The 23,875-nt window shown below is 68.2% G+C and carries 21 protein-coding genes and 1 tRNA gene; 13 read left to right on the top strand and 9 right to left on the bottom strand.

From position 1 onward, the window contains the following. Nucleotides 1–15 precede the first annotated feature (15 nt). From sigM to trxA, 4 genes are all read left to right on the top strand, one after another. Nucleotides 16–756, top strand: coding sequence for an RNA polymerase sigma factor SigM (sigM, locus tag AV521_RS20135; RefSeq protein WP_076089865.1), 741 nt, complete (start codon nt 16–18; stop codon nt 754–756). Continuing rightward, nucleotides 753–1,700, top strand: coding sequence for an anti-sigma factor (locus tag AV521_RS20130; protein WP_076089864.1), 948 nt, complete (start codon nt 753–755; stop codon nt 1,698–1,700). Before sigM ends, AV521_RS20130 begins: the two co-directional genes overlap by 4 nt. A 153-nt stretch (nt 1,701–1,853) precedes the next feature. Continuing rightward, nucleotides 1,854–2,801: a thioredoxin-disulfide reductase gene (trxB, locus tag AV521_RS20125; protein WP_076089863.1), complete on the top strand. Its 948-nt coding sequence runs from the start codon at nt 1,854–1,856 to the stop codon at nt 2,799–2,801. Nucleotides 2,802–2,872: 71 nt separating this feature from the next. Beyond that, nucleotides 2,873–3,202 (top strand): thioredoxin, encoded by a 330-nt coding sequence (gene trxA / locus AV521_RS20120; RefSeq protein ID WP_076089862.1) that lies wholly within the window; start codon nt 2,873–2,875, stop codon nt 3,200–3,202. 89 nt (nt 3,203–3,291) lie between these two features. Here the strand turns inward: trxA and AV521_RS20115 are convergent, their stop codons facing one another. From AV521_RS20115 to rpmH, 9 genes are all read right to left on the bottom strand, one after another. Then, nucleotides 3,292–3,909, bottom strand: a complete 618-nt coding sequence (locus AV521_RS20115; protein ID WP_076089861.1) for a GNAT family N-acetyltransferase — start codon at nt 3,907–3,909, stop codon at nt 3,292–3,294. 317 nt (nt 3,910–4,226) lie between these two features. After that, a complete protein-coding gene (locus AV521_RS20110; RefSeq protein ID WP_076089860.1) occupies nt 4,227–5,327 on the bottom strand; it encodes a ParB/RepB/Spo0J family partition protein in 1,101 nt (366 codons plus the stop codon). Next, a complete protein-coding gene (locus AV521_RS20105) occupies nt 5,324–6,397 on the bottom strand; it encodes a ParA family protein (RefSeq protein WP_076090033.1) in 1,074 nt (357 codons plus the stop codon). The genes AV521_RS20110 and AV521_RS20105 overlap by 4 nt, the downstream gene beginning before the upstream one ends. Nucleotides 6,398–6,757: 360 nt before the next feature. Continuing rightward, nucleotides 6,758–7,474 carry a 16S rRNA (guanine(527)-N(7))-methyltransferase RsmG gene (gene rsmG / locus AV521_RS20100; RefSeq protein ID WP_076089859.1) on the bottom strand — a complete coding sequence of 239 codons (717 nt, stop codon included), beginning with the start codon at nt 7,472–7,474 and terminating at the stop codon, nt 6,758–6,760. A gap of 117 nt (nt 7,475–7,591) precedes the next feature. After that, the gene (locus AV521_RS20095) at nt 7,592–8,104 is read right to left on the bottom strand and encodes a R3H domain-containing nucleic acid-binding protein (protein ID WP_076089858.1); all 513 of its coding nucleotides are present in this window, start codon (nt 8,102–8,104) and stop codon (nt 7,592–7,594) included. A gap of 15 nt (nt 8,105–8,119) precedes the next feature. Next, nucleotides 8,120–9,391 carry a membrane protein insertase YidC gene (yidC, locus tag AV521_RS20090; RefSeq protein WP_076089857.1) on the bottom strand — a complete coding sequence of 424 codons (1,272 nt, stop codon included), beginning with the start codon at nt 9,389–9,391 and terminating at the stop codon, nt 8,120–8,122. Between the two features lie 3 nt (nt 9,392–9,394). Further along, entirely contained in the window at nt 9,395–9,760 is a 366-nt protein-coding gene (yidD, locus tag AV521_RS20085) for a membrane protein insertion efficiency factor YidD (RefSeq protein ID WP_076089856.1), read from the bottom strand. Next, complete coding sequence (gene rnpA / locus AV521_RS20080; protein WP_076089855.1) at nt 9,757–10,128, bottom strand: ribonuclease P protein component; 372 nt, start codon at nt 10,126–10,128, stop codon at nt 9,757–9,759. The genes yidD and rnpA overlap by 4 nt, the downstream gene beginning before the upstream one ends. Nucleotides 10,129–10,149: 21 nt before the next feature. Continuing rightward, nucleotides 10,150–10,287, bottom strand: a complete 138-nt coding sequence (gene rpmH / locus AV521_RS20075; protein ID WP_003956500.1) for a 50S ribosomal protein L34 — start codon at nt 10,285–10,287, stop codon at nt 10,150–10,152. A 396-nt stretch (nt 10,288–10,683) separates the two neighbouring features. On the opposite strand from rpmH, the gene dnaA reads away from it, so the two are divergent. From dnaA to AV521_RS20025, 9 genes are all read left to right on the top strand, one after another. After that, nucleotides 10,684–12,690, top strand: a complete 2,007-nt coding sequence (gene dnaA / locus AV521_RS20070; protein ID WP_076089854.1) for a chromosomal replication initiator protein DnaA — start codon at nt 10,684–10,686, stop codon at nt 12,688–12,690. Between the two features lie 955 nt (nt 12,691–13,645). Next, a complete protein-coding gene (gene dnaN, locus AV521_RS20060; protein ID WP_076089853.1) occupies nt 13,646–14,776 on the top strand; it encodes a DNA polymerase III subunit beta in 1,131 nt (376 codons plus the stop codon). Nucleotides 14,777–15,002: 226 nt separating this feature from the next. Continuing rightward, nucleotides 15,003–15,878, top strand: a complete 876-nt coding sequence (gnd, locus tag AV521_RS20055; RefSeq protein WP_076089852.1) for a phosphogluconate dehydrogenase (NAD(+)-dependent, decarboxylating) — start codon at nt 15,003–15,005, stop codon at nt 15,876–15,878. Nucleotides 15,879–15,960: 82 nt separating this feature from the next. Then, nucleotides 15,961–17,082 (top strand): DNA replication/repair protein RecF, encoded by a 1,122-nt coding sequence (gene recF / locus AV521_RS20050; RefSeq protein WP_076090032.1) that lies wholly within the window; start codon nt 15,961–15,963, stop codon nt 17,080–17,082. Then, nucleotides 17,079–17,642 (top strand): DUF721 domain-containing protein, encoded by a 564-nt coding sequence (locus AV521_RS20045; RefSeq protein ID WP_076089851.1) that lies wholly within the window; start codon nt 17,079–17,081, stop codon nt 17,640–17,642. The genes recF and AV521_RS20045 overlap by 4 nt, the downstream gene beginning before the upstream one ends. Nucleotides 17,643–18,040: 398 nt before the next feature. Continuing rightward, on the top strand, nt 18,041–20,137 hold the full coding sequence (gene gyrB / locus AV521_RS20040) for a DNA topoisomerase (ATP-hydrolyzing) subunit B (protein ID WP_076089850.1): 2,097 nt from the start codon (nt 18,041–18,043) through the stop codon (nt 20,135–20,137). Between the two features lie 42 nt (nt 20,138–20,179). Beyond that, the gene (gene gyrA, locus AV521_RS20035; RefSeq protein ID WP_076089849.1) at nt 20,180–22,777 is read left to right on the top strand and encodes a DNA gyrase subunit A; all 2,598 of its coding nucleotides are present in this window, start codon (nt 20,180–20,182) and stop codon (nt 22,775–22,777) included. An 18-nt stretch (nt 22,778–22,795) separates the two neighbouring features. Beyond that, complete coding sequence (locus AV521_RS20030; protein WP_076089848.1) at nt 22,796–23,530, top strand: DUF3566 domain-containing protein; 735 nt, start codon at nt 22,796–22,798, stop codon at nt 23,528–23,530. A 121-nt stretch (nt 23,531–23,651) separates the two neighbouring features. Beyond that, nucleotides 23,652–23,725 (top strand) — tRNA-Ile (locus AV521_RS20025). The last annotated feature ends 150 nt before the right edge of the window (nt 23,726–23,875 follow it).

Below are 23,875 nucleotides of genomic sequence, written 5' to 3'. Positions count from 1 at the left end.
GGACCGGAGGGGCAGATGACGGAAGGCGCCGGATACGACCGGGTGAGCGACAAGGTTCTGCTCGCCCGTCATGTGGAAGGCGATCCCGATGCCTTCGGCGAGATCGTGCGGCGGCATCGGGATCGGCTGTGGGCGGTCGCTCTGCGGACGCTGGGGGACCGTGAGGAGGCCGCTGACGCGGTCCAGGACGCCCTGGTGTCGGCCTACCGGGCCGCGCATACCTTCCGGGGCCAGTCGGCGGTCACGACATGGCTGCACCGGATCACGGTGAACGCCTGCCTGGACCGTGCCCGCAAGGTTGCCTCGCGGAAGACCTCGCCGGTCGACGACACGGAGCGGCTGGAGCAGCTGCTGGAGCCCCACGAGTCGGCCTCGGCGCCGGCCGAGCGGAACGATGTGCAACGCCAGCTCTTCGAGGCGCTGGGCACACTCCCGCACGACCAGCGGGCCGCCCTGGTCCTGGTGGACATGCAGGGATATCCCGTGGCCGAGGCCGCCCGGATCCTCGATGTACCGACGGGCACGGTCAAGAGCCGGTGCGCCCGGGGCAGAGCCCGGCTGCTGCCTCTCCTCACCCATCTACGGCCCGAAGGTCCCGGAAAAGGTCCCGGAAGCGGAAAAGAACCCGGCGCGGGACGGAACCGGGTGCACGGGACATCCGTCCCACCGGCAACGGGGTCTCCCAACGGAAGAAGCCCTGAGAACACGGGACCGAGCGATTCAGCCGTAGTGAAGGGCGGAGGTGGGCGAGCGTGACTTCCACGACAGACACGGCCGGGCACCCGGACGTCGAGGAGATCTCCGACCTCGCCGAAGGCCTTCTCCCTCCGGACCGCAGCAGGGACATACGACAGCACCTGGACGCGTGCGAGCTGTGTGCGGACGTCCATACCTCACTGGAGGGGATCCGGGGGCTGCTGGGATCCGTGTCGGAAACAGAGCGCATGCCGGCCGACGTGGCCGGTCGTATCGATGCCGCCCTGGCCGCGGAGGCACTGCTCGGCGCCTCCGCTCCGCAGCCGCTGAGCGCCCAGGCCTCCTCAGCGACGGAGCCGGGCCGTGAGGGCGGCGAGGGCCATGTTTCACGTGAAACATCGCCTCTCTGCGACCGACCCTCCGACCGGCCCGCCGGGCGCCCGCAGGCGGCGACCGGTCCGGGCCGCAAGGGGCGCGAGCGAGGCCGGCGCCGCCGCCATGTGGTCCTCGGGGCTGTCCTCACCGCGGCCGTCCTCGGGGCCGGGTCGCTGGTGCTGCAGTCGCTCGTCGATCACGGCTCCGACACCACCGCACATGGAAGGCCGACGGCTTCCGTCGGGCCGTTCTCCGGTACCACTGTCCAAAGCCAGGTGAAGGGTCTGCTCGCCACCGAGAAGAAGTCCCAGCGGGGTTCCGGCACCCAGCGGCCTCGATCGGGCCTCGAATCCGAGCGGAACACCCCTCAGTCGACCGAGAGCGCGAACACCTTGATCCAGACGGATGTCGCTGTCCCCGACTGCGTCCGGTTGGCGCTTCACCAGGGCGACGACGTCCTGGGCGCCAAGACGGGAACGTACGACGGGAAGTCCGCCTATCTCGTCGTGGTGCCCGATGCCAGCGACAGCGCACAGGTCACGGCCTATATCGTCGATGCGGCCTGCATGCGGCAGCAGCCCGGCACCGCTGGCACGGTGCTTCTGAAGCACTCCTTCCCCCGGACCTGAGTCTGCTGGACCGGTCCGTCAGTCCCCGGGCAGTGGGCGTGTGCCCTGACACACCGGGAATGCGCGCCCCGTAGGATCCGTTGGGTGGGGTGAGAGCTCGGAAACGGGCTCGCACCGGTCGACTGACGCAGACCAGAGACGAGGAATCAAGCCGTGAGCGACGTCCGTAACGTGATCATCATCGGCTCCGGGCCCGCAGGCTACACGGCGGCGCTCTACACCGCGCGAGCGTCGCTGAAGCCCCTGGTGTTCGAGGGCGCCGTCACTGCCGGTGGCGCGCTGATGAACACCACCGAGGTGGAGAACTTCCCGGGCTTCCGCGACGGCATCATGGGCCCCGAGCTCATGGACAACATGCGGGCGCAGGCCGAGCGCTTCGGTGCCGAGCTCATCCCGGACGACGTCGTCTCCGTCGACCTGGCCGGTGAGATCAAGACGGTCACGGACACCGCCGGCACGGTCCACAAGGCGAAGGCCGTCATCGTCACCACCGGCTCCCAGCACCGCAAGCTGGGCCTGCCCAACGAGGACGCCCTCTCTGGTCGTGGTGTCTCCTGGTGCGCCACCTGTGACGGGTTCTTCTTCAGGGACCACGACATCGCCGTGATCGGCGGCGGTGACACCGCGATGGAGGAGGCCACCTTCCTCTCTCGGTTCGCCAAGTCCGTGACGATCGTCCACCGCCGGGACAGCCTGCGCGCCTCCAAGGCGATGCAGGAGCGGGCCTTCAACGACCCGAAGATCAAGTTCGTCTGGGACAGCGAGGTCGCCGAGATCCAGGGCGACCAGAAGCTCTCGGGTCTGAAGCTGCGCAACGTCAAGACCGGCGAGCTGTCGGAGTTGCCTGTGACGGGTCTGTTCATCGCGATCGGCCACGACCCGCGCACCGAGCTCTTCAAGGGCCAGCTGGACCTGGACGACGAGGGCTACCTGAAGGTCGCCTCCCCGTCGACCCAGACCAACCTGAGCGGTGTCTTCGGCGCCGGCGACGTGGTCGACCACACCTACCGCCAGGCGATCACGGCGGCCGGCACCGGCTGCTCCGCCGCTCTGGACGCCGAGCGCTTCCTCGCTGCCCTTGCGGACGAGAACAAGGCCTGACCCGAGAAGACCGCCGCGTCTGATCTTCTCCTTCCCCCGCCCCACCGCACGATCAAGTTGAGGAGCCCGCTGTGGCCGACCTGAAGAATGTGACCGACGCTTCCTTCGACGAGGACGTCCTCAAGAGCGACAAGCCGGTCCTGGTGGACTTCTGGGCCGCCTGGTGCGGTCCGTGCCGCCAGATCGCCCCGTCCCTTGAGGCGATCGCCGCCGAGCACGGCGACAAGATCGAGATCGTCAAGCTCAACATCGACGAGAACCCGGCGACGGCCGCCAAGTACGGCGTCATGTCCATCCCGACCCTGAACGTCTACCAGGGCGGCGAGGTCGCCAAGACCATCGTCGGCGCCAAGCCGAAGGCAGCGATCGAGAAGGACCTCGCGGACTTCATCGCCGACTGACGTTTCACGTGAAACACGAATGGGCCAACCCCTGTGGGTTGGCCCATTTGCATGCGGGCTGACTCCCGTGCCTGCCACGGTCCCGTCCTCTACAGGGGCCTCAACGCCGGCTCCTTCTGGACGGCTCCCAGGAGCCGGTCGAGTGCCAGCTCCACGTCCTCCTTCCAGGAGAGCGTCGACCGCAGCTCCAGCCGCAGCCGGGGGTGCTTGGGGTGCTGTCGGACCGTTTTGAAGCCCACGGCCAGCAGATGGTCCGCCGGCAGTATGCAGGCGGGTTCCTTCCAGCGGGCGTCACCGAAGGCCTCTATCGCCTTGAACCCCCGGCGCAGCAGATCCTTGGCGACCGTCTGCACCAGCACTCGGCCCAGCCCCTGTCCCTGATAGCCGGGCATGACGAATGCCGTCATCAGCTGTACGGCGTCCGGCGAGACCGGACTCGTGGGGAAGGCCGTCGAGCGCGGGACGTAGGCCGGGGGTGCGTAGAGCACGAAGCCGACCGGCAAGTCATCGACGTACACCACCCGGCCGCACGAGCCCCAGTCCAAGAGGACGGCGGAAATCCAGGCCTCCTTCTCCACCGCCGAGGTGCCCGCGTTTACGGCCGCTTCTCCGCTGACGGGGTCGAGCTCCCAGAAGACGCACGAGCGACAGCGTGGGGGAAGGTCCTGAAGGTTGTCCAGCGTGAGCGGCACAAGCCGACGCCCCATGAAGGCTGTTCCTCGCTTCCTTCGCCCGCCGCATCACGAGCGGCTGTCAGAGCGCTCCGTTCCCTGAGCAGGCTGCCGACGAAACCGCCGACCGCTCCAAGACTCAGGCCCGCGCTCACCAGTCCGGTGCGGCTCATCGATCGCATGGCTCCCGACTCCCCACTCAGAGATGCAGATGCTGTCCGGTGGATGCGCCATAACCGTTCGCATCGTATCCACGAAGCGATTCGCTCGATACAGCCTCAAAGCAAAGAGCGGGCCGTGTTCCGGTACACACCGGACACAGTCCGCTCCCTGCGCGGCTGAGAGGCGCAGGCTCAGTCGTCCTGCTCCTCTGTCGCCTCCTCCTGAAGTTCCTGTGGCAGAACCGGCCCCTCGCCGGGAGCGAGCGTGCCCAGGATCCGATGGAGATCGTCCACGGAGGCGAACTCGACGGTGATCTTGCCCTTCTTCTGACCGAGGTCGACCTTCACCCGGGTCTCGAAGCGGTCCGACAGTCGGGTCGCCAGCTCGTTCAACGCCGGGGAGAGCCGGGAACCGGCGCGCGGCCCCTTGGAACGCTGCGGCTTCTGGGGCCGCGAGCCCATGAGGGTCACGATCTCCTCGACGGCTCGCACCGACAGCCCCTCGGCCACGATGCGGTGAGCCAGTCGGTCCTGCTCCTCGGGGTCCGTCACTGACAGCAGTGCTCGGGCATGGCCGGCGGAGAGGACTCCGGCAGCGACCCGCTTCTGGACCGTGGGCGAGAGCTTCAGCAGACGCAGCGTGTTGGAGACCTGGGGCCGAGAGCGCCCGATCCGGTCGGCCAGCTGGTCATGCGTGCAGTTGAAGTCCTTCAGCAACTGGTCGTAGGCAGCGGCCTCCTCCAGCGGGTTCAGCTGGGCGCGGTGCAGGTTCTCCAGCAGCGCGTCCAGAAGGAGCTTCTCGTCCTCCGTGGCCCGGACGATCGCCGGGATGGCCTCCAGGCCGGCCTCACGGCAGGCGCGCCAGCGGCGCTCGCCCATGATCAGCTCATAGCGGGCTGGCCCCAGCTGCCGCACGACGACGGGCTGCAGGAGACCGACCTCCTTGATGGAGGTGACCAGCTCGTGCAACGCGTCCTCGTCGAAGATGTCACGCGGCTGGCGCGGGTTGGGCGAGATCGCGTCGAGAGGGATCTCGGCGAAGTGCGCCCCCAGCGGAGGAGCCGGCGTCTCCATGACAGGGCTTGCCGGGGGCTCCTCGGTTTCATGTGAAACAGGCGGCAATGTGGCCACCTTCGCTGCGGCCACCCCGCGGTCGCTCGTCAGCACCGGGACGGCTGCGGGGGAGGTGGAGGCTCCGCCTCCCAGCGCAGCCGGAGCCGGGGTCTTCTCGGTCGGGGCAGCGGGGATCAGTGCGCCAAGGCCACGACCCAGCCCCCTCCGTCGTTCACTCACTGGATCCCCTCCACCATGCTTGGGTCGTTCTGGGCGCTGAGGTGGGCCTGGCTCGCGTCATAGCTGATGCCGATGCCCTTCAGCGCGATTTCTCGGGCCGCCTCAAGATACGAGAGGGCACCGCTCGATCCAGGATCGTAAGTCAGCACCGTCTGCCCGTAGCTCGGCGCCTCGGAGATACGGACCGAGCGGGGAATGCTCGTCCGCAGCACCTCGTCACCGAAGTGGGTGCGCACCTCTTCTGCGACCTGGGAGGCAAGACGCGTCCGCCCGTCGTACATGGTGAGCAGGATGGTCGACACATGCAGCGTGGGGTTGAGGTGCCCCCGTACCAGGTCGACGTTCCGCAGCAGCTGGCCCAGACCCTCGAGTGCGTAGTACTCGCACTGAATCGGGATGAGCACCTCCTGGCCCGCCACCAGCGCGTTGACCGTCAACAGGCCGAGCGAGGGCGGGCAGTCGATGAGGACGTAGTCCAACGGCTGCTCGTACGCCTGGATCGCGCGCTGCAGTCGGCTCTCACGGGCCACCAGGGACACCAACTCGATCTCCGCACCGGCGAGATCGATGGTGGCAGGGGCGCAGAAGAGGCCTTCGACGTCGGGGACCGGCTGGACGACCTCGGCCAGGGGCTTGCTCTCCACCAACACGTCGTAGATGGAAGGGACTTCGGCGTGGTGATCGATGCCTAGGGCGGTGGACGCGTTGCCCTGCGGGTCGAGGTCGATCACCAGAACACGGCCGCCGTGCAGAGCCAGCGAAGCAGCGAGGTTGACGGTCGTCGTCGTCTTGCCCACGCCGCCCTTCTGGTTGGCGACCACGATGACTCGGGTCTGCTCCGGTCGCGGCAGACCTTCGCCGGCGCGGCCCAGAGCCTCTACCGCCAGTTGGGCCGCACGGCCGATGGGAGTGTCGTCCATCGGAGGCGGTGTTTCACGTGAAACATCCGCCCCCATCGACTCGGTACGGGGACCGGGGACCGGATCGGTCATCGGTCCCGCGATGTTGGCGTCGGACCGCAAGGATTCACTCTCCTCGACTTCAGGCTCGCAATGAACAGAGCCTCCCATGCCTTCGGGGTCGTGAACCAGTGAGGCCTGGTGTTCTGTGGAGAATTCCACCTCTGTGGGCAACTCCGTGCCCCTGGAGAGGGACGGAGCGCCCTGAGAGACGGGATCCTCGCCCAGAGAACCCAGGGGCTTGCGGTCGCGAGGTTCGGCCGCGGCGCGGCCGCGGCTGATGATGCCGTGCAACAGTGAGCGACGTTTCACGTGAAACACGATGCACAGCGGCGGCGACCGAATCTTCGCGACACTCCGGCCTGCGTAGGTTTGGCAGCTTGTGTGGAGTACGTCTCGTCGTCAGGACGGATCAGAGGCGCCCACGCCTCTCAGCATGGACGCCTCCCTCGGACTCAGCGATCCTCAGCGCTACCGACGCCGACGGGCGCGGCCGGCGCGGGCCGCCTTCGCCCGCTTCGCCGCGAACCGCACACCGCCGGGGCTCTCGCCGACCTCGACCCGCACGACAGTGGACAGCGGATCCACGATTCCCTCGCCCACGTGCAGGATGGACGTCTCCACCGCGCCGAGCTTGCTGAGGGCCGTGGCCGCGGCCTTCAGTTCTTCCTCGGCGGTGTCCCCCTTGAGCGCGAGCATCTCGCCGTAGGGGCGCAGCAGCGGGATGCCCCAGGTGGCCAGACGGTCCAGCGGGGCCACGGCCCGGGCGGTCACCACATGGACCGGCGGAAGCTTGCCCAGGACTTCCTCGGCACGCCCCCGCACGACGGTGACGTGGTCCAGGCCGAGCAGCTCGACGACCTCGGTGAGGAAATTGGTGCGCCGCAGCAGCGGCTCCAACAGGGTGATGTTCAGGTCGTCCCGGACCAGGGCCAGCGGAATGCCCGGCAGTCCGGCGCCGGAGCCGACATCGCAGACCGTTACGCCCTCGGGGACAGCCTCGGAGAGCACCGCGCAGTTCAGCAGATGCCGCTCCCACAGGCGGGGCACTTCCCGCGGGCCGATCAGGCCACGCTGCACGCCCGCCTCGGCGAGCAGCTCCGCGTAGCGGACCGCATCGGCGAAGCGATCACCAAACACTTCCCGCGCCTGTTCGGGCACGGGGGGAAGCTCCGCTGCCTCCGTCACGGGGACCGTCCTTCCGTACAGCGCCGGCGCTTCGCGCACCGGCCACCAGAACTACCAGGCTGACAAAGTTCGGCCCCGTCTGCTCTACAGACGGGGCCGGTAAAACGTGGGGGCCGATCAGGCGGGCAGCACGACGACGAACCGCTGCGGCTCCTCGCCCTCGGACTCGCTGCGCAGTCCTGCGGCCTTGACCGCGTCGTGCACGACCTTGCGCTCGAAAGGCGTCATCGGCTTGAGTTTGACGGGCTCGCCGGTGTTCTTGACGTCGGCGGCCGCCTTGGCGCCGATCTCGGACAGCTCGGCGCGCTTCTTGGCCCGGTAACCCGCGATGTCCAGCATCAGCCGGCTGCGGTCGCCGGTCTCCCGGTGCACGGCCAGACGCGTCAGCTCCTGCAGTGCCTCCAGCACCTCGCCGTCCCGGCCGACCAGCTTCTGCAGGTCGCGGCCGCCGGTGTCGCTGATGATCGACACGGAGGCTCGGTCGGCCTCGACGTCCATGTCGATATCGCCGTCGAGGTCGGCGATATCCAGCAGACCCTCCAGGTAGTCCGCCGCGATCTCACCCTCCTGCTCCAGGCGGGAGAGGGTGTCTGCACCCTCGGCAGCGGCAGGGGTGGTGCCTTCCGTCACGGGATGGGCTCCTTCTTACTTCTTGGACGGGGACTTGGGCCGCTGCGGGCCACCCTTGCGCTGGCCGGACTGGGCCTTGCTGCGGGTGCCGGAGCCGGGCTTCGGGGCCTGCTCGGGTGCGGCGGGCTCGTCGGACTTCTCCAGCGAGGCGGACGAAGTGGTCCCACCGGCCTGCTTGGGCCCGCCGGACTGACGCTGGGCCTTGGACTGGCGCTTGGGCTGCTGACGCCGGGCCGCGGCGCCGGTCGCCGCCGAGGTGGTCTCCGCGCCGTCCTCGGTCTGTGCCTCGGCCTGGGCCACGCTCTTCAGCACGGTGCCGTCGGCCTGGGCGGCGAGACCGGCCTTGTTCAGCGCGTTGATGAACTTACGCTCGAACTCATTGCGGTCGCGGCCCTTGGCGACGATCGCCTTGACGATGGTCTTCTCGCTCCGGCGGCGGACCTTGCCGTGGTGCGTGACGTGCTTGGTCAGGCGCTCCAGGTAGGAGGCCTGAGCCTTGGAACCCGGGGTCGGGTTGTTGTGGATGACGTACATCTGCTGGCCCATGGTCCACACGTTGGTGGTCAGCCAGTAGACGAGGACACCGACCGGGAAGTTGATACCGAAGACGGCGAACATGACCGGGAAGACGTACATCAGCATCTTCTGCTGCTGCATGAACGGCGTCTTCACCGTCGTGTCGACGTTCTTCGTCATCAGCTGGCGCTGCGTGTAGAACTGCGAGAACGACATCAGGACGATCATGACCGCGGTCACGACCCGGACGTCGGTCAGCGTGGCGCCGAGCGCCGCGACCTTGTCCGAGCTGTCCATGAACTTCGCGGCCAGCGGGGCACCGAAGATATGCGCCTGACGGGCGCTGGCAAGCAGCGGCTCGTTGATGACGCCGATCGTCTTGCCCGTCGCGATGCCGTTGAGCACGTGGTACAGGGCGAAGAAGAACGGGGACTGCGCCAGGATGGGAAGGCACGAGGAGAGCGGGTTGGTACCCGACTCCTTGTACAGCTTCATCATCTCTTCGGACTGGCGCTGCTTGTCGTTCTTGTAGCGCTCCTGGATCTTCTTCATCTCGGGCTGGAGCGTCTGCATCGCCCGGGTGGCCTTGATCTGCTTCACGAAGAGCGGGATCAGGCAGATTCGGATCAGGATCACCAAGGACACGATGGACAGGCCCCAGGCCCATCCGGTGTTGGGACCGAAGATCTTCCCGTACACCGAGTGAAACTGGACGATGACCCAGGAAACGGGTGTCGTGATGAAGCTGAAGAGGCTGGCAATCGTGTCCACTAATCATGCTCCTTGGGCATGGGACGAGGTCTCTGCGGCCGGGCTCGAAGGAAGCCCGGAAGGGGGCTTCGCTTCGGTGGCCGGTTCGCCGGCGGAGGGCCCGCCCTTGCGTGCGCGCCAAGCGTTGCGCAGCATTTCGTGCCACCGGGGACGCTTGCGCGGCGGAACATGGTCCACACCGCCCAGCGACCACGGATTGCACCGGAGGATGCGCCAGGCGGTCAGTGCCGTGCCCTTGATCGCACCGTGCCGGTCAATGGCCGTGTAGCCGTAGCGGGAGCACGACGGGTAGTACTTGCACACCGGCCCCAGCAGTGGACTGATCGTCCACTGGTACAGCTTGATCAGAGCCAGCAGCGGGTACTTCATCGCGCGCCCCCTCCCAGTAGCCGCTGAAGAGCGGCGTCCAGGTCTCGGGCCAGCTGTGCATGGTCTGCGTCGCCCGCTCCGGGCAGCGCTCGTACGACTACCAGGCTACCGGGGGGGAACAGGGCGATACGGTCACGCATCAGATGGCGCAGTCTGCGCTTCACTTTGTTGCGCACGACCGCGCCACCCACGGCCTTGCTCACGACGAAACCCGCACGCGTCGGGGGAGCGCTCTCCCCAGGCGCGTGCGGGTCCGTGGCACCGCTACGAAGGTGGACGACGAGAGTCGGGCGTCCTGCCCGGCGTCCTCGTCGGACCGCGGTCGCGAAATCCTCGCGCCGCCTCAGCCGGTTCTCGGTGGGCAGCACGACGTCATGACCTGATCGGGATCAGGCGGACAGGCGGGCGCGACCCTTGCTACGGCGGGACGCGAGAATCGCGCGGCCGGCACGGGTGCGCATACGCAGCCGGAAGCCGTGGGTCTTCGCGCGACGACGGTTGTTCGGCTGGAAGGTGCGCTTGCTCACTCGGGGGCTCCAGAAATCAAATCGGTGGTGGCGGGTGCCGTCTTGGCTGTCACCGTGCGCCCACGAGTAGCTCGCTTCACGCCCGAGTGCACCGCTTCCCGATCACCTGACGTGACCTGTGCCCTTCGGAGGCAGGCGGCAGCAGCCATCGACAACTCGACCTGGTTACGGTACGCGGGGCTACGCCATCCGGTCAAACCGGGGGTCACGGAGAGACACTATCCACAGGCTGGGGACAACAACTTGAACCGCACCCGCCGCGCTGACTACCGTGGCTGAACTCCGATTCGTTCTTTTGTCCCCCGCCCCGGCGGGTTTGACCCACCGACCACCCGATGTACACCCCGACCCGTCTCGCGATCACACGTTCGTGGGACCTGTGAGAGAGCGTGCCCTGTGGCTGACGTACCTGCCGATCTTGCCGCAGTGTGGCCACGAGTACTGGAGCAGCTCCTCGGAGAGGGCCGCGGACAGGGTGTCGAGGCGAAGGACGAACACTGGATCCGGCGCTGCCAGCCGCTCGCGCTGGTGGCGGACACCGCTCTGCTCGCCGTACCGAACGAATTCGCGAAAGGCGTACTGGAGGGTCGTCTCGCGCCGGTCGTCAGCGAGACGCTGAGCCGCGAGTGCGGCCGCCCCATCCGCATCGCGATCACCGTGGACGACTCCGCGGGCGAGCCGCCGGCCCCCGCAGCGCCGGTGCAGCAGCCGCCCAAACCGCGCTACGAGGAGCCGGAGCTGCCGTCCGGCCCCTCGTACGAAGAACGGTCGTACGAGGGCTACGGCCGCCACCGTGCCGCCGAGCAGCCGTCGGCCGACCAGCACCGCGCCGACCAGCTGCCCACCGGCCGCCCCGACCAGCTCCCCGTCGTACGCCCGGCGTATCCCTCGGAGTACCAGCGCCGTGAGCCCGGCGCCTGGCCGCGGCCCGGGCAGGACGAGTACGGCTGGCAGCAGCCGCGGCTCGGCTTCCCCGAGCGCGACCCGTACGCGTCGCCGTCGTCCCAGGACGCCTATGGCTCAGGCTCCGACGCATACGGCTCGCCGACCTCGGACTACCGCCCGCAGGGCATGGACCGGCCGTCGTACGAGCAGCAGCGCGCCGAGTACGACAGTCCACGCGGCGACTACGACAGCCCGCGCGCGGACTACGACTCGGGGCGCCCGGACTACGACACCGCCCGCCCCGAGTACGACCCGTCCCGGACCGAGTACGACCAGCGCGACCCCGTCCGTCGTGAGCTGCCCGAGCAGTCGGCGGCCGGCGGCCCGGCGCATCGCGGCGGCCCCGGGCGCCCGGACCTGCCCTCGACCGGCGCCCCCGGCCCGCTGGCCGCCCAGCCGGCGCCGGCGAGCGGTCCCGGAGAGCCGACAGCCCGGCTGAATCCGAAGTACCTCTTCGACACGTTCGTCATCGGCGCCTCCAACCGGTTCGCGCACGCGGCCGCGGTGGCCGTCGCCGAGGCACCGGCAAAGGCGTACAACCCCCTTTTCATCTATGGGGAGTCGGGGCTCGGCAAGACGCATCTGCTGCACGCCATCGGGCACTACGCGCGAAGCCTCTACCCGGGCACGCGCGTGCGGTACGTCAGCTCGGAGGAGTTCACCAACGAGTTCATCAACTCCATCCGCGACGGCAAGGGCGACAGCTTCCGCAAGCGCTACCGCGAGATGGACATCCTGCTCGTCGACGACATCCAGTTCCTCGCGGACAAGGAGTCGACGCAGGAGGAGTTCTTCCACACCTTCAACACGCTCCACAACGCCAACAAGCAGATCGTGCTCTCCTCCGACCGGCCGCCGAAACAGCTGGTCACGCTGGAGGACCGGCTGCGGAACCGTTTCGAGTGGGGTCTGATCACCGACGTCCAGCCGCCCGAGCTGGAGACGCGTATCGCGATTCTCCGTAAGAAAGCGGTGCAGGAGCAGCTCAACGCCCCGCCGGAGGTGCTTGAGTTCATCGCCTCCCGGATCTCACGGAACATCCGTGAGCTGGAGGGTGCGCTGATCCGGGTGACGGCGTTCGCGTCGCTCAACCGGCAGCCGGTGGACCTCGGCCTGACGGAGATCGTCCTGAAGGACCTGATCCCCGGCGGCGAGGACAGCGCCCCCGAGATCACCGCGACGGCGATCATGGGGGCCACCGCGGACTACTTCGGGCTGACGGTGGAGGACCTGTGCGGGACCTCGCGCGGGCGGGCGCTGGTCACCGCGCGGCAGATCGCGATGTATCTGTGCCGGGAGCTGACCGATCTGTCGCTGCCGAAGATCGGGGCGCAGTTCGGGGGGCGTGACCACACGACCGTCATGCATGCCGATCGCAAGATCCGTGCGCTGATGGCTGAGCGGCGGTCCATCTACAACCAGGTCACCGAGCTGACGAACCGCATCAAGAACGGGTGACGCGCGGCTGACTCGGCCTGTACGCCGACGCTGAGGGCGCCTTCGGGACACCGCATCCCGGGGGCGCCCTTCGCTGTCCCTTGCCGGCGGGCGCAGGGTGCCGCCGCGACCGCCGCCGCAGAGCGGGGGCCGCCTCAGCGAGCCTGTGAGGCGACAGCTCATCGCCTGTGGAGTGTTGCTCGTTCGTCGTCGGCTGTTCGAATTCGTGCCGGGTTACGGCCACTCTCCACAGATTCGCCGACTTTCTTCCGTCCACATCCTGGGGACTGGGGAGTTGTCCCGAACAGTGTCCACAGGGGGTCTGTTCATATGGCATTCGCCCAGCTCAGCTGCCTGTGGAATCGTGGACGAACGATCTCCACAGACTGTGGACAGAAGGAAGATCCACAGGCTGTGCACGGAGTTGTCCACCGGCGACCCACAGGCTGAGGTCGGTTGTCCCCAGTGATCCCCAGCTTCTCCACATGGCTGTCCACTGTTCGGCAACGCGACGCACCCGATCACCGCCTCGAGTGAAAGCCGTCACACGAAGGTGCCGGATTGGGGTGTGGGAAACGTGGGTAAACCTGGGGACGCAGCTGGGGAGAACTGCCCTCGGGCTGTGGGCGGTGTGTGCAGAACTTTCTGTTCTCCACAGAGACACCTGGTTGTCCACTGCCTCCACCCACAGGCCCGGTGGACAAAATTCCGCCTCTGAGCTGGTCAAACGAGGTTATCCACGGTATCCACAGGCCCTACTACTACTCCCGACTAGAGAGAGTTCGGCATTCGTTTTGAAGCGGGGCCTGTGCACAACTCGCTGTCTCGAGCCCGGCTGCCTCTCGGCGCGACTTGACCCCGACGGGCACCTACTGTCAGTGCGGTGCGTCAGACTGGTCCCCGGTGTCCTTCCCTTCGCAGTGGGCGGTGACACCGAGTCGGAGGACTCAGTAGCAACAGCAGGAGGCGGCTTACGGTGAAGATCCGGGTGGAACGCGACGTACTCGCGGAGGCAGTGGCGTGGGCGGCACGCAGCCTCCCGGCCCGTCCGCCGGCGCCTGTCCTCGCGGGCCTCCTCCTCAAGGCCGAGGACGGCCAGCTGAGCCTGTCGAGCTTCGACTACGAGGTCTCCGCGCGCGTGTCGGTGGAGGCCGAGGTCGAGGAGGACGGCACCGTCCTCGTCTCCGGCCGGCTGCTCGCCGACATCTCCCGCGCTCTCCCCAACCGCCCGGTGGAGATTTCCACAGACGGTGTACGGGCGACCGTGGTCTGTGGGTCCTCACGGTTCACCCTCCACACACTGCCTGTGGAGGAGTACCCGGCGCTGCCGCAGATGCCGAACGCCACGGGCACCGTCCCCGGCGAGGTCTTCGCCGCCGCCGTGTCCCAGGTGGCCATCGCCGCCGGCCGTGACGACACGCTGCCCGTCCTCACCGGTGTGCGCATCGAGATCGAGGGCGACACGGTCACCCTGGCCTCCACCGACCGCTACCGCTTCGCGGTCCGTGAGTTCCTGTGGAAGCCGGAGAACCCGGAGGCCTCCGCGGTCGCCCTGGTCCCGGCCAAGACGCTCCTGGACACCGCCAAGTCGCTCGGCGCCGGTGACAGCGTGACGCTGGCGCTGTCCGGGTCGGGCGCCGGTGAGGGCCTGATCGGTTTCGAGGGCGCAGGGCGTCGTACGACCACACGACTGCTCGAAGGTGACCTGCCGAAGTACCGGACGCTGTTCCCGACCGAGTTCAACTCCGTCGCCGTGATCGAGACCGCGCCCTTCGTGGAGGCCGTCAAGCGTGTGGCGCTGGTGGCCGAGCGGAACACCCCGGTGCGGCTGAGCTTCGAGCAGGGTGTGCTGATCCTCGAGGCCGGGTCCAGTGACGATGCACAGGCTGTGGAAAGGGTCGACGCCCAGCTGGAGGGCGACGACATCTCCATCGCCTTCAACCCGACGTTCCTGCTGGACGGTCTGAGCGCGATCGACTCCCCGGTGGCTCAGCTGTCGTTCACCACGTCCACGAAGCCGGCGCTGCTCAGTGGGAAGCCGGCGGTGGACGCGGAGGCCGACGACGCGTACAAGTACCTGATCATGCCGGTGCGGCTCAGCGGCTGACGTCGTCCACAGCGCCGGGTGCCTGTTGTGGGTGCCCGGCGCTGTGGCTGGGCGGAGCCAGGCGGGTACGACGGCTCGCAGCTGCGGCAGCGTATTGAGAAGCTGCAGGTCAAGGGCCTAACGCATGAGCGCGTATGCCCACAGCTGTGCGTGAACGGGCGGGTTTAGGCTCGGCTCGGCACTTCGGTGTCTGTCACGCCACACAGCGACCTAAGGAACACAACTGATGGAGCTCGGTCTCGTCGGCCTCGGCAAGATGGGCGGCAACATGCGCGAGCGGATCCGCCGCGCGGGCCACACCGTCCTGGGATACGACCGCAACGCGGACCTCGCGGATGTCCACAGTCTGGAAGAGCTTGTGGGCAAGCTCAGCGGTCCGCGCGTGGTCTGGGTGATGGTCCCGGCCGGCGAGCCCACCCAGTCGACCATCGACCAGCTCGCCGAGCTGCTGGAGCCCGGCGACGTGGTCGTGGACGGCGGCAACTCCCGCTGGACGGACGACGAGAGGCACGCCGAGGAACTCGCCGCCAAGGGCATAGGGTTCGTGGACTGCGGTGTGTCCGGCGGCGTCTGGGGGCTGGAGAACGGCTACGCGCTGATGTACGGCGGCGATGCCGAGAACGTAGCTAAGGTGCAGCCGGTCTTCGACGCGCTGAAGCCGGAGGGTGACTTCGGCTCGGTGCACGCCGGCAAGGTCGGCGCGGGCCATTTCGCGAAGATGGTCCACAACGGCATCGAGTACGCGATGATGCAGGCCTACGCCGAGGGCTGGGAGCTGCTGGAGAAGGTCGACTCCGTCACCGACGTCCGTGAGGTGTTCCGGTCCTGGCAGGAGGGCACCGTCATCCGGTCCTGGCTGCTCGATCTCGCCGTCAACGCGCTCGACGAGGACGAGCACCTGGACGGGCTGCGCGGTTATGCACAGGACTCCGGTGAGGGACGCTGGACTGTGGAGGCCGCGATCGACAACGCGGTGCCGCTGCCGGCGATCACCGCGTCGCTGTTCGCGCGGTTCGCCTCGCGCCAGGAGGACTCGCCGCAGATGAAGATGATCGCCGCGCTGCGCAACCAGTTCGGCGGCCATGCCGTCGAGAAGAAGTAATCCACAGATCCACAGGGCCGCCCTCGCGAGCCCCGTGTATCCACAGTTCATCAGCACTCTGGGGAAGGCCGGCGAAACGACCATGCACGTCACGCATCTTTCGCTGGCCGACTTCCGCTCGTACGCCCGGGCCGAGGTTCCGCTCGACCCGGGCGTCACCGCCTTCGTCGGCCCCAACGGGCAGGGCAAGACCAACCTGGTGGAGGCGGTCGGGTATCTCGCCACCCTCGGCAGCCACCGGGTCGCCTCCGACGCCCCCCTCGTCCGTATGGGCGCCGAGCGCGCCGTCATCCGGGCGCAGGTCCGGCAGGGCGACCGGCAGCAGCTGGTCGAGCTGGAGCTGAACCCCGGCAGGGCCAACCGCGCCCGCATCAACCGGTCCTCGCAGGTCAGGCCCCGCGACATCCTCGGCATCGTCCGCACGGTCCTGTTCGCGCCCGAGGATCTCGCCCTGGTGAAGGGGGATCCCGGGGAGCGGCGGCGGTTCCTCGACGAGCTGATCACCGCCCGGTCGCCGCGCATGGCAGGGGTGCGGTCCGACTACGAGCGGGTGCTCAAGCAGCGCAACACGCTGCTGAAGACCGCCGCCCTCGCGCGCCGGCACGGCGGGCGGTCCATGGATATGTCCACCCTCGATGTGTGGGACCAGCATCTCGCGCGCGCGGGTGCCGAACTGCTCGCCCAGCGGCTCGATCTCATCGCCGCGCTGCAGCCGCTCGCGGACAAGGCGTACGAGCAGCTTGCCCCCGGCGGCGGGCCGATCACCCTGGAGTACAAGCCGTCCGCGCCCGGTGAGGCCCACGCGCGCGAGGATCTCTACGCCCAGCTGATGGCCGCCCTGGCGGAGGCGCGTAAGCAGGAGATCGAGCGCGGTGTCACCCTCGTGGGCCCCCACCGGGATGATTTGATTCTCAAACTCGGTCAGCTGCCCGCCAAGGGGTACGCCTCGCACGGCGAGTCCTGGTCCTATGCCCTCGCGCTGCGCCTGGCCTCCTACGACCTGCTGCGGGCCGAGGGCAACGAGCCGGTGCTGGTCCTGGACGACGTCTTCGCGGAGCTGGACGCGCGCCGGCGCGAACGGCTGGCCGAGCTGGTCGCGCCCGGCGAGCAGGTGCTGGTCACCGCCGCTGTGGACGACGACGTACCGGACGTACTGGCCGGCGCGCGGTATGCGGTGGCCGACGGGGCGGTGGAGCGCGTATGAGCAGCGACAGCACCGGCGGCATCGGCGAGCCCGGCCCCAAGCAGCCGAGGAAGGCGCCCGAGCCCTCCGGTGTCGACCTCGCGCGCGTGGCGTTGCGTGCGGCGCGGGAGCAGGCACGCGCGCGTGGCGACGCGGCGCGGCAGAAGAAGCAGGCCCGGCGTGGCGGCGGGCTGCGCTCCGGTGCGCGTGCCGACGGCCGCGACCCGATGGCGCTGGGCGCCGCGATCAACCGGCTGCTGACCGAGCGCGGCTGGGAGACACCCGCGGCGGTGGGCGGCGTCATGGGCCGCTGGCCGCAGATCGTCGGCGCGGACCTGGCCAACCACTGTGTGCCGCAGCGGTACGACGAGGACGAGCGCGTGCTGACCGTGCAGTGCGACTCGACGGCGTGGGCGACCCAGCTGCGCCATCTCGCGCCCGCGCTGGTCGCCCGGCTCAACGAGGACCTGGGGCACGGCACCGTGCGGATGATCAAGGTGCTCAATCCCGGCGGCCCGGCCCGCCGCTACGGCCCGCTGCGCGCTCCGGGCAGCTCTGGCCCCGGCGACACCTACGCGTGACGTACCTCACGTCACGCTGTCGGCCGGAGGTGCCGTCGTATCCCCCGGCGCACCCCCGTTCGTCCCCCCGTAGACCGATGCCGATCGCCGCCTGACACGGGTGTGGACGGCCATCTGACCCCCCAGTAGCCAAGGGTTGACGCCTCGAAGCGCTGAGTGCCGCTGTGAGCCCCTTGGAGCCCCCATCCGCATATCGGGACCCGGTCGAGGCTGGTTCAGGGCGGCACATGGGGACTCAGGTACCGGCAAACCCCCATCGATGTCAGAGCTACCGGTAGACTGGGAGACAATCCCGCCCCATTGTGGGGACCGCCCGGGAAAAGCTGAGCAACGCTGATCAAGGCTTACCAACGCAACATGCCGCAGCCGCTCCGGCAACCCGCCGACGAGCCCGGCTCGTGCTGTGCCAGAAAGGGCGCTTCGTGGCCGATTCCGGCAACCCCAACGAGAACATCCCGTCCACCGACGCCGGCGTGAACGGGGAGGCCGCCGAGGCCCCCGTGAGCGGCGAGGCCGCAGCCTCCGCCGCCTACGACGCCAGTGCCATCACCGTGCTCGAAGGGCTGGACGCGGTCCGCAAGCGGCCCGGCATGTACATCGGTTCCACGGGCGAGCGCGGTCTGCACCACCTGGTGTACGAGGTCGTCGACAACTCGGTCGACGAGGCGCTGGCCGGGTACGCGGACACGATCGACGTCACGATCCTCGCCGACGGCGGCGTCCGGGTCGTCGACAACGGCCGTGGTATCCCGGTGGGCATCGTGCCCTCCGAGGGCAAGCCGGCCGTCGAGGTCGTGCTGACCGTGCTGCACGCGGGCGGCAAGTTCGGCGGCGGCGGATACGCCGTCTCCGGCGGTCTGCACGGTGTGGGTGTGTCCGTCGTGAACGCGCTGTCCACGAAGGTCGCCGTCGAGATCAGGACCGACGGCCACCGCTGGACGCAGGACTACAAGCTCGGTGTCCCGACGGCCCCGCTCGACCAGCACGAGGCGACGGACGAGACCGGCACCTCGGTCACCTTCTGGGCCGACCCCGACATCTTCGAGACCACCGAGTACTCCTTCGAGACGCTGTCGCGGCGTTTCCAGGAGATGGCCTTCCTCAACAAGGGCCTGACGCTCCGGCTCACCGACGAGCGCGAGTCGGCGAAGGCGACCAGCGGCGCGGACGAGGCGGGCGCCGACGAGAAGGCCGAGGTCAAGTCGGTCACGTACCACTACGAGGGCGGCATCGTCGACTTCGTGAAGTACCTCAACTCCCGCAAGGGGGAGGTCGTTCACCAGACGGTGATCGACCTGGAGGCCGAGGACAAGGACAAGAGCCTGTCCCTTGAGGTCGCGATGCAGTGGAACAGCGGCTACAGCGAGGGTGTGTACTCCTTCGCGAACATCATCCACACCCACGAGGGCGGTACTCACGAAGAGGGTTTCCGGGCCGCGCTCACGTCGCTGATCAACAAGTACGCGCGCGACAAGAAGCTGTTGCGCGAGAAGGACGACAACCTCACCGGTGACGACATCCGTGAGGGTCTGACCGCGATCATCTCGGTCAAGCTGAGCGAGCCGCAGTTCGAGGGCCAGACGAAGACCAAGCTGGGCAACACGGAGGCCAAGACCTTCGTGCAGAAGGCGGTCTACGAACACCTCAACGACTGGCTGGACCGCAACCCGGTCGAGGCCGCGGACATCGTCCGCAAGGGCATCCAGGCGGCCACCGCGCGCGTGGCGGCCCGCAAGGCCCGCGACCTGACCCGCCGCAAGGGCCTGCTGGAGACGGCGTCCCTGCCGGGCAAGCTCTCCGACTGCCAGTCGAACGACCCCATCAAGTGCGAGATCTTCATCGTCGAGGGTGACTCCGCCGGCGGCTCGGCCAAGTCCGGCCGCAACCCGCAGTACCAGGCGATCCTCCCGATCCGCGGCAAGATCCTCAACGTCGAGAAGGCCCGGATCGACAAGATCCTGCAGAACCAGGAGATCCAGGCGCTGATCTCGGCCTTCGGCACGGGTGTGCACGAGGACTTCGACATCGAGAAGCTCCGCTATCACAAGATCATCCTGATGGCGGACGCCGACGTCGACGGCCAGCACATCAACACCCTGCTGCTGACCTTCCTGTTCCGCTTCATGCGGCCGCTGGTCGAGGCCGGGCACGTGTTCCTGTCGCGTCCTCCGCTGTACAAGATCAAGTGGGGCCGGGACGAGGTCGACTACGCGTACTCCGACCGGGAGCGCGACGCCCTGCTGGAGATGGGCCGCCAGCGCGGCAAGCGGGTCAGGGAGGACTCGATCCAGCGCTTCAAGGGTCTCGGCGAGATGAACGCCGAGGAGCTGCGCGTGACCACCATGGACCAGGAGCACCGGGTTCTCGGCCAGGTCACCCTGGACGACGCCGCCCAGGCCGACGACCTGTTCTCGGTCCTGATGGGCGAGGACGTCGAGGCCCGCCGCCAGTTCATCCAGCGCAATGCCAAGGACGTCCGCTTCCTCGACATCTGAGTCGGTCTCAGCTGACCGCACCAGGAAGGATCTTCACCAGCAATGGCCGACGAGAACACTCCGGAAAACCCTGAGACCGAGGGCGGCGAGGTCGTCATGCGTGTCGAGCCCGTCGGGCTCGAGACGGAGATGCAGCGCTCGTACCTGGACTACGCGATGTCCGTCATCGTGTCCCGTGCGCTGCCCGACGTCCGGGACGGCCTCAAGCCCGTCCACCGGCGCGTGCTCTACGCGATGTACGACGGTGGCTACCGCCCCGACCGCGGCTTCTACAAGTGCGCGCGCGTGGTCGGTGACGTCATGGGTAACTACCATCCCCACGGCGACAGTTCGATCTACGACGCCCTGGTGCGCCTCGCCCAGCCGTGGTCGATGCGGATGCCGCTGGTGGACTCCAACGGCAACTTCGGCTCTCCGGGCAACGACCCGGCGGCCGCCATGCGGTACACCGAGTGCAAGATGGCGCCGCTGTCGATGGAGATGGTCCGCGACATCGACGAGGAGACCGTCGACTTCACGGACAACTACGACGGCCGCTCCCAGGAGCCGACCGTCCTGCCCTCCCGCTTCCCGAACCTGCTGATCAACGGCTCGGCCGGTATCGCGGTCGGTATGGCGACCAACATCCCGCCGCACAACCTGCGCGAGGTCGCGGCCGGCGCCCAGTGGTACCTGGAGAATCCGGAGGCCTCGCACGAGGAGCTGCTCGACGCCCTGATCGAGCGCATCAAGGGCCCGGACTTCCCGACCGGCGCCCTGGTGGTGGGCCGCAAGGGCATCGAGGAGGCGTACCGCACCGGGCGCGGCTCGATCACGATGCGCGCGGTGGTCGAGGTCGAGGAGATCCAGGGCCGCCAGTGCCTGGTCGTGACCGAACTGCCGTACCAGGTCAACCCGGACAACCTGGCGCAGAAGATCGCCGACCTGGTCAAGGACGGCAAGATCGGCGGCATTGCCGACGTCCGCGACGAGACGTCGTCCCGCACCGGCCAGCGTCTGGTGATCGTCCTGAAGCGGGACGCGGTCGCCAAGGTCGTGCTGAACAACCTGTACAAGCACACGGACCTGCAGACGAACTTCGGCGCCAACATGCTGGCGCTGGTCGACGGTGTTCCGCGCACGCTGTCCCTGGACGCGTTCATCCGGCACTGGGTGACGCACCAGATCGAGGTCATCGTCCGCCGGACCCGGTTCCGGCTGCGCAAGGCCGAGGAGCGCGCGCACATCCTGCGCGGTCTGCTGAAGGCCCTGGACGCCATCGACGAGGTCATCGCGCTGATCCGGCGCAGTGAGACCGCCGATGTCGCGCGCGACGGCCTGATGGGCCTCCTGGAGATCGACGAGAAGCAGGCCAACGCCATCCTTGAGATGCAGCTGCGCCGGCTGGCCGCCCTGGAGCGCCAGAAGATCCTCCAGGAGCACGACGAACTCCAGGCGAAGATCAACGAGTACAACGAGATCCTCGCCTCCCCGGTCCGCCAGCGCGGGATCGTCAGCGAGGAACTGGCCGCGATCGTCGAGAAGTACGGCGACGACCGCAAGACCAAGCTGATCCCGTACGAGGGCGACATGTCCATCGAGGACCTGATCGCCGAGGAGGACATCGTCGTCACCGTCTCGCGCGGCGGCTACGTCAAGCGGACGAAGACGGACGACTACCGCGCCCAGAAGCGCGGTGGCAAGGGCGTGCGCGGCACGAAGCTGAAGGAAGACGACATCGTCGACCACTTCTTCGTCTCCACCACCCATCACTGGCTGCTGTTCTTCACCAACAAGGGCCGGGTGTACCGGGCGAAGGCGTACGAACTGCCCGAGGCCGGCCGGGACGCGCGCGGCCAGCACGTGGCGAACCTGCTCGCCTTCCAGCCGGACGAGGCGATCGCCGAGATCCTCGCCATCCGTGACTACGAGGCGGCGCCGTATCTGGTGCTGGCCACCAAGTCCGGCTTGGTCAAGAAGACGCCTCTGAAGGATTACGATTCGCCCCGCTCCGGCGGTGTGATCGCGATCAACCTGCGTGAGCGCGAGGACGGCAGCGACGACGAACTGATCGGTGCCGAACTCGTCTCGGCCGACGACGATCTCCTTCTGATCAGCAAGAAGGCACAGTCGATCAGGTTCACCGCCTCCGACGACTCCCTGCGCCCGATGGGCCGCGCCACCTCCGGTGTCAAGGGCATGAGTTTCCGCGAGGGCGATGAACTTCTGTCCATGAATGTTGTTCGACCCGGTACGTTCGTGTTCACTGCCACCGACGGTGGGTACGCGAAGCGGACCGCCGTCGACGAGTACCGCGTCCAGGGCCGCGGCGGCCTCGGCATCAAGGCCGCCAAGATCGTGGAGGATCGTGGCTCGCTCGTCGGCGCGCTGGTCGTCGAGGAGACGGACGAGATCCTCGCGATCACCCTCTCCGGCGGCGTGATTCGTACGCGAGTCAACGAGGTCAGGGAGACGGGCCGTGACACCATGGGCGTCCAACTGATCAACCTGGGCAAGCGCGATGCCGTGGTCGGTATCGCACGTAACGCCGAGGCGGGGCGCGAGGCGGAGGAAGTCGACGGCGACGTGGTCGTGGACGAGCCCGCCGAGGGTGCCGCGACCGCCGGCACGGACGAGGGTGAGTCGCCCTCGGCCGAGTAGCACGAGGAGTGAGTCATCGTGAGCGGAGCCACGGGCGCCGGATCGGCCGGTACCTCCACGGGTACGGAAACGGACGGCGGCGGCCGTGGCTCCGCCGCGAACGCGGCGGGCCCGGCGGGCCCGCCCGACCCGCACACGACCAACCTGAAGCCGGTGAAGGTGTCCGAGAACGGCTCCTCCGGCACACCTGGATCCCAGGGGGGAACCGTGACGGACACCCGAGGCCCGGCCGCGGCCGGCGAGGCACAGTCGTCGTCCCCGCTCCCCGGGGTGCGGCATCCGGAGCAGCCCGCCGGGCCGTACCACCCGCCGCAGGCCTATCCGGCGCAGCCGCCGGCCGGTGCCGTACGGCGGCCGCGTACCGGCGCCCGGACGGCGCCGCGCACCCGTAAGGCGCGGCTGCGGGTGGCCAAGGCCGACCCGTGGTCGGTGATGAAGGTCAGCTTCCTGCTCTCCATCGCGCTCGGCATCTGCACGATCGTCGCCTCGGCGGTGCTGTGGATGGTCATGGACGCGATGGGCGTGTTCTCGACGGTGGGCGGCACGATCTCGGAGGCGACCGGCTCGAACGAGGCGAACGGCTTCGACCTGCAGGCGTTCCTGTCGCTCCCCCACGTCCTGACGTTCACGACGATCATCGCGGTCATCGACGTGGTCCTGGCCACGGCCCTCGCGACACTCGGCGCGTTCATCTACAACCTCTCCGCGGGCTTCGTGGGCGGCATCGAGCTGACCCTCGCCGAGGACGAGTGAGCCCCTCCGCGCGCCCCGCGGGTTGCTGACCTGATGGTCCCCCGACAACCGATTTTGGGACTGACGTGGTCGTGCGCTAATCTTCAGGAGTCAGCGCGCGGGACACACCGCAGAGCGCGGCGGGGCTATAGCTCAGTTGGTTAGAGCGCATCCCTGATAAGGATGAGGCCACAGGTTCAAATCCTGTTAGCCCCACATCAGACGAAGACCTCCGGTCCATTTGGACTGGGGGTCTTCGGCGTTTCTGGTCCGGATCGTCCAACGCACCGTGGGCAGGCCGCCGGAGCTCCGCAGGGAAGACACAGGAAAGCCGTAGGGCGGGCGCGGGAGAGATACGGGAAGTGC

Source organism: Streptomyces sp. IMTB 2501 (assembly GCF_001953885.1).
In the GTDB taxonomy this organism is placed as follows: Bacteria; Actinomycetota; Actinomycetes; order Streptomycetales; family Streptomycetaceae; genus Streptomyces.
The sequence above is the reverse complement of the archived record's forward strand: the minus strand, read 5'-3'. Positions and strand labels throughout refer to the sequence as shown.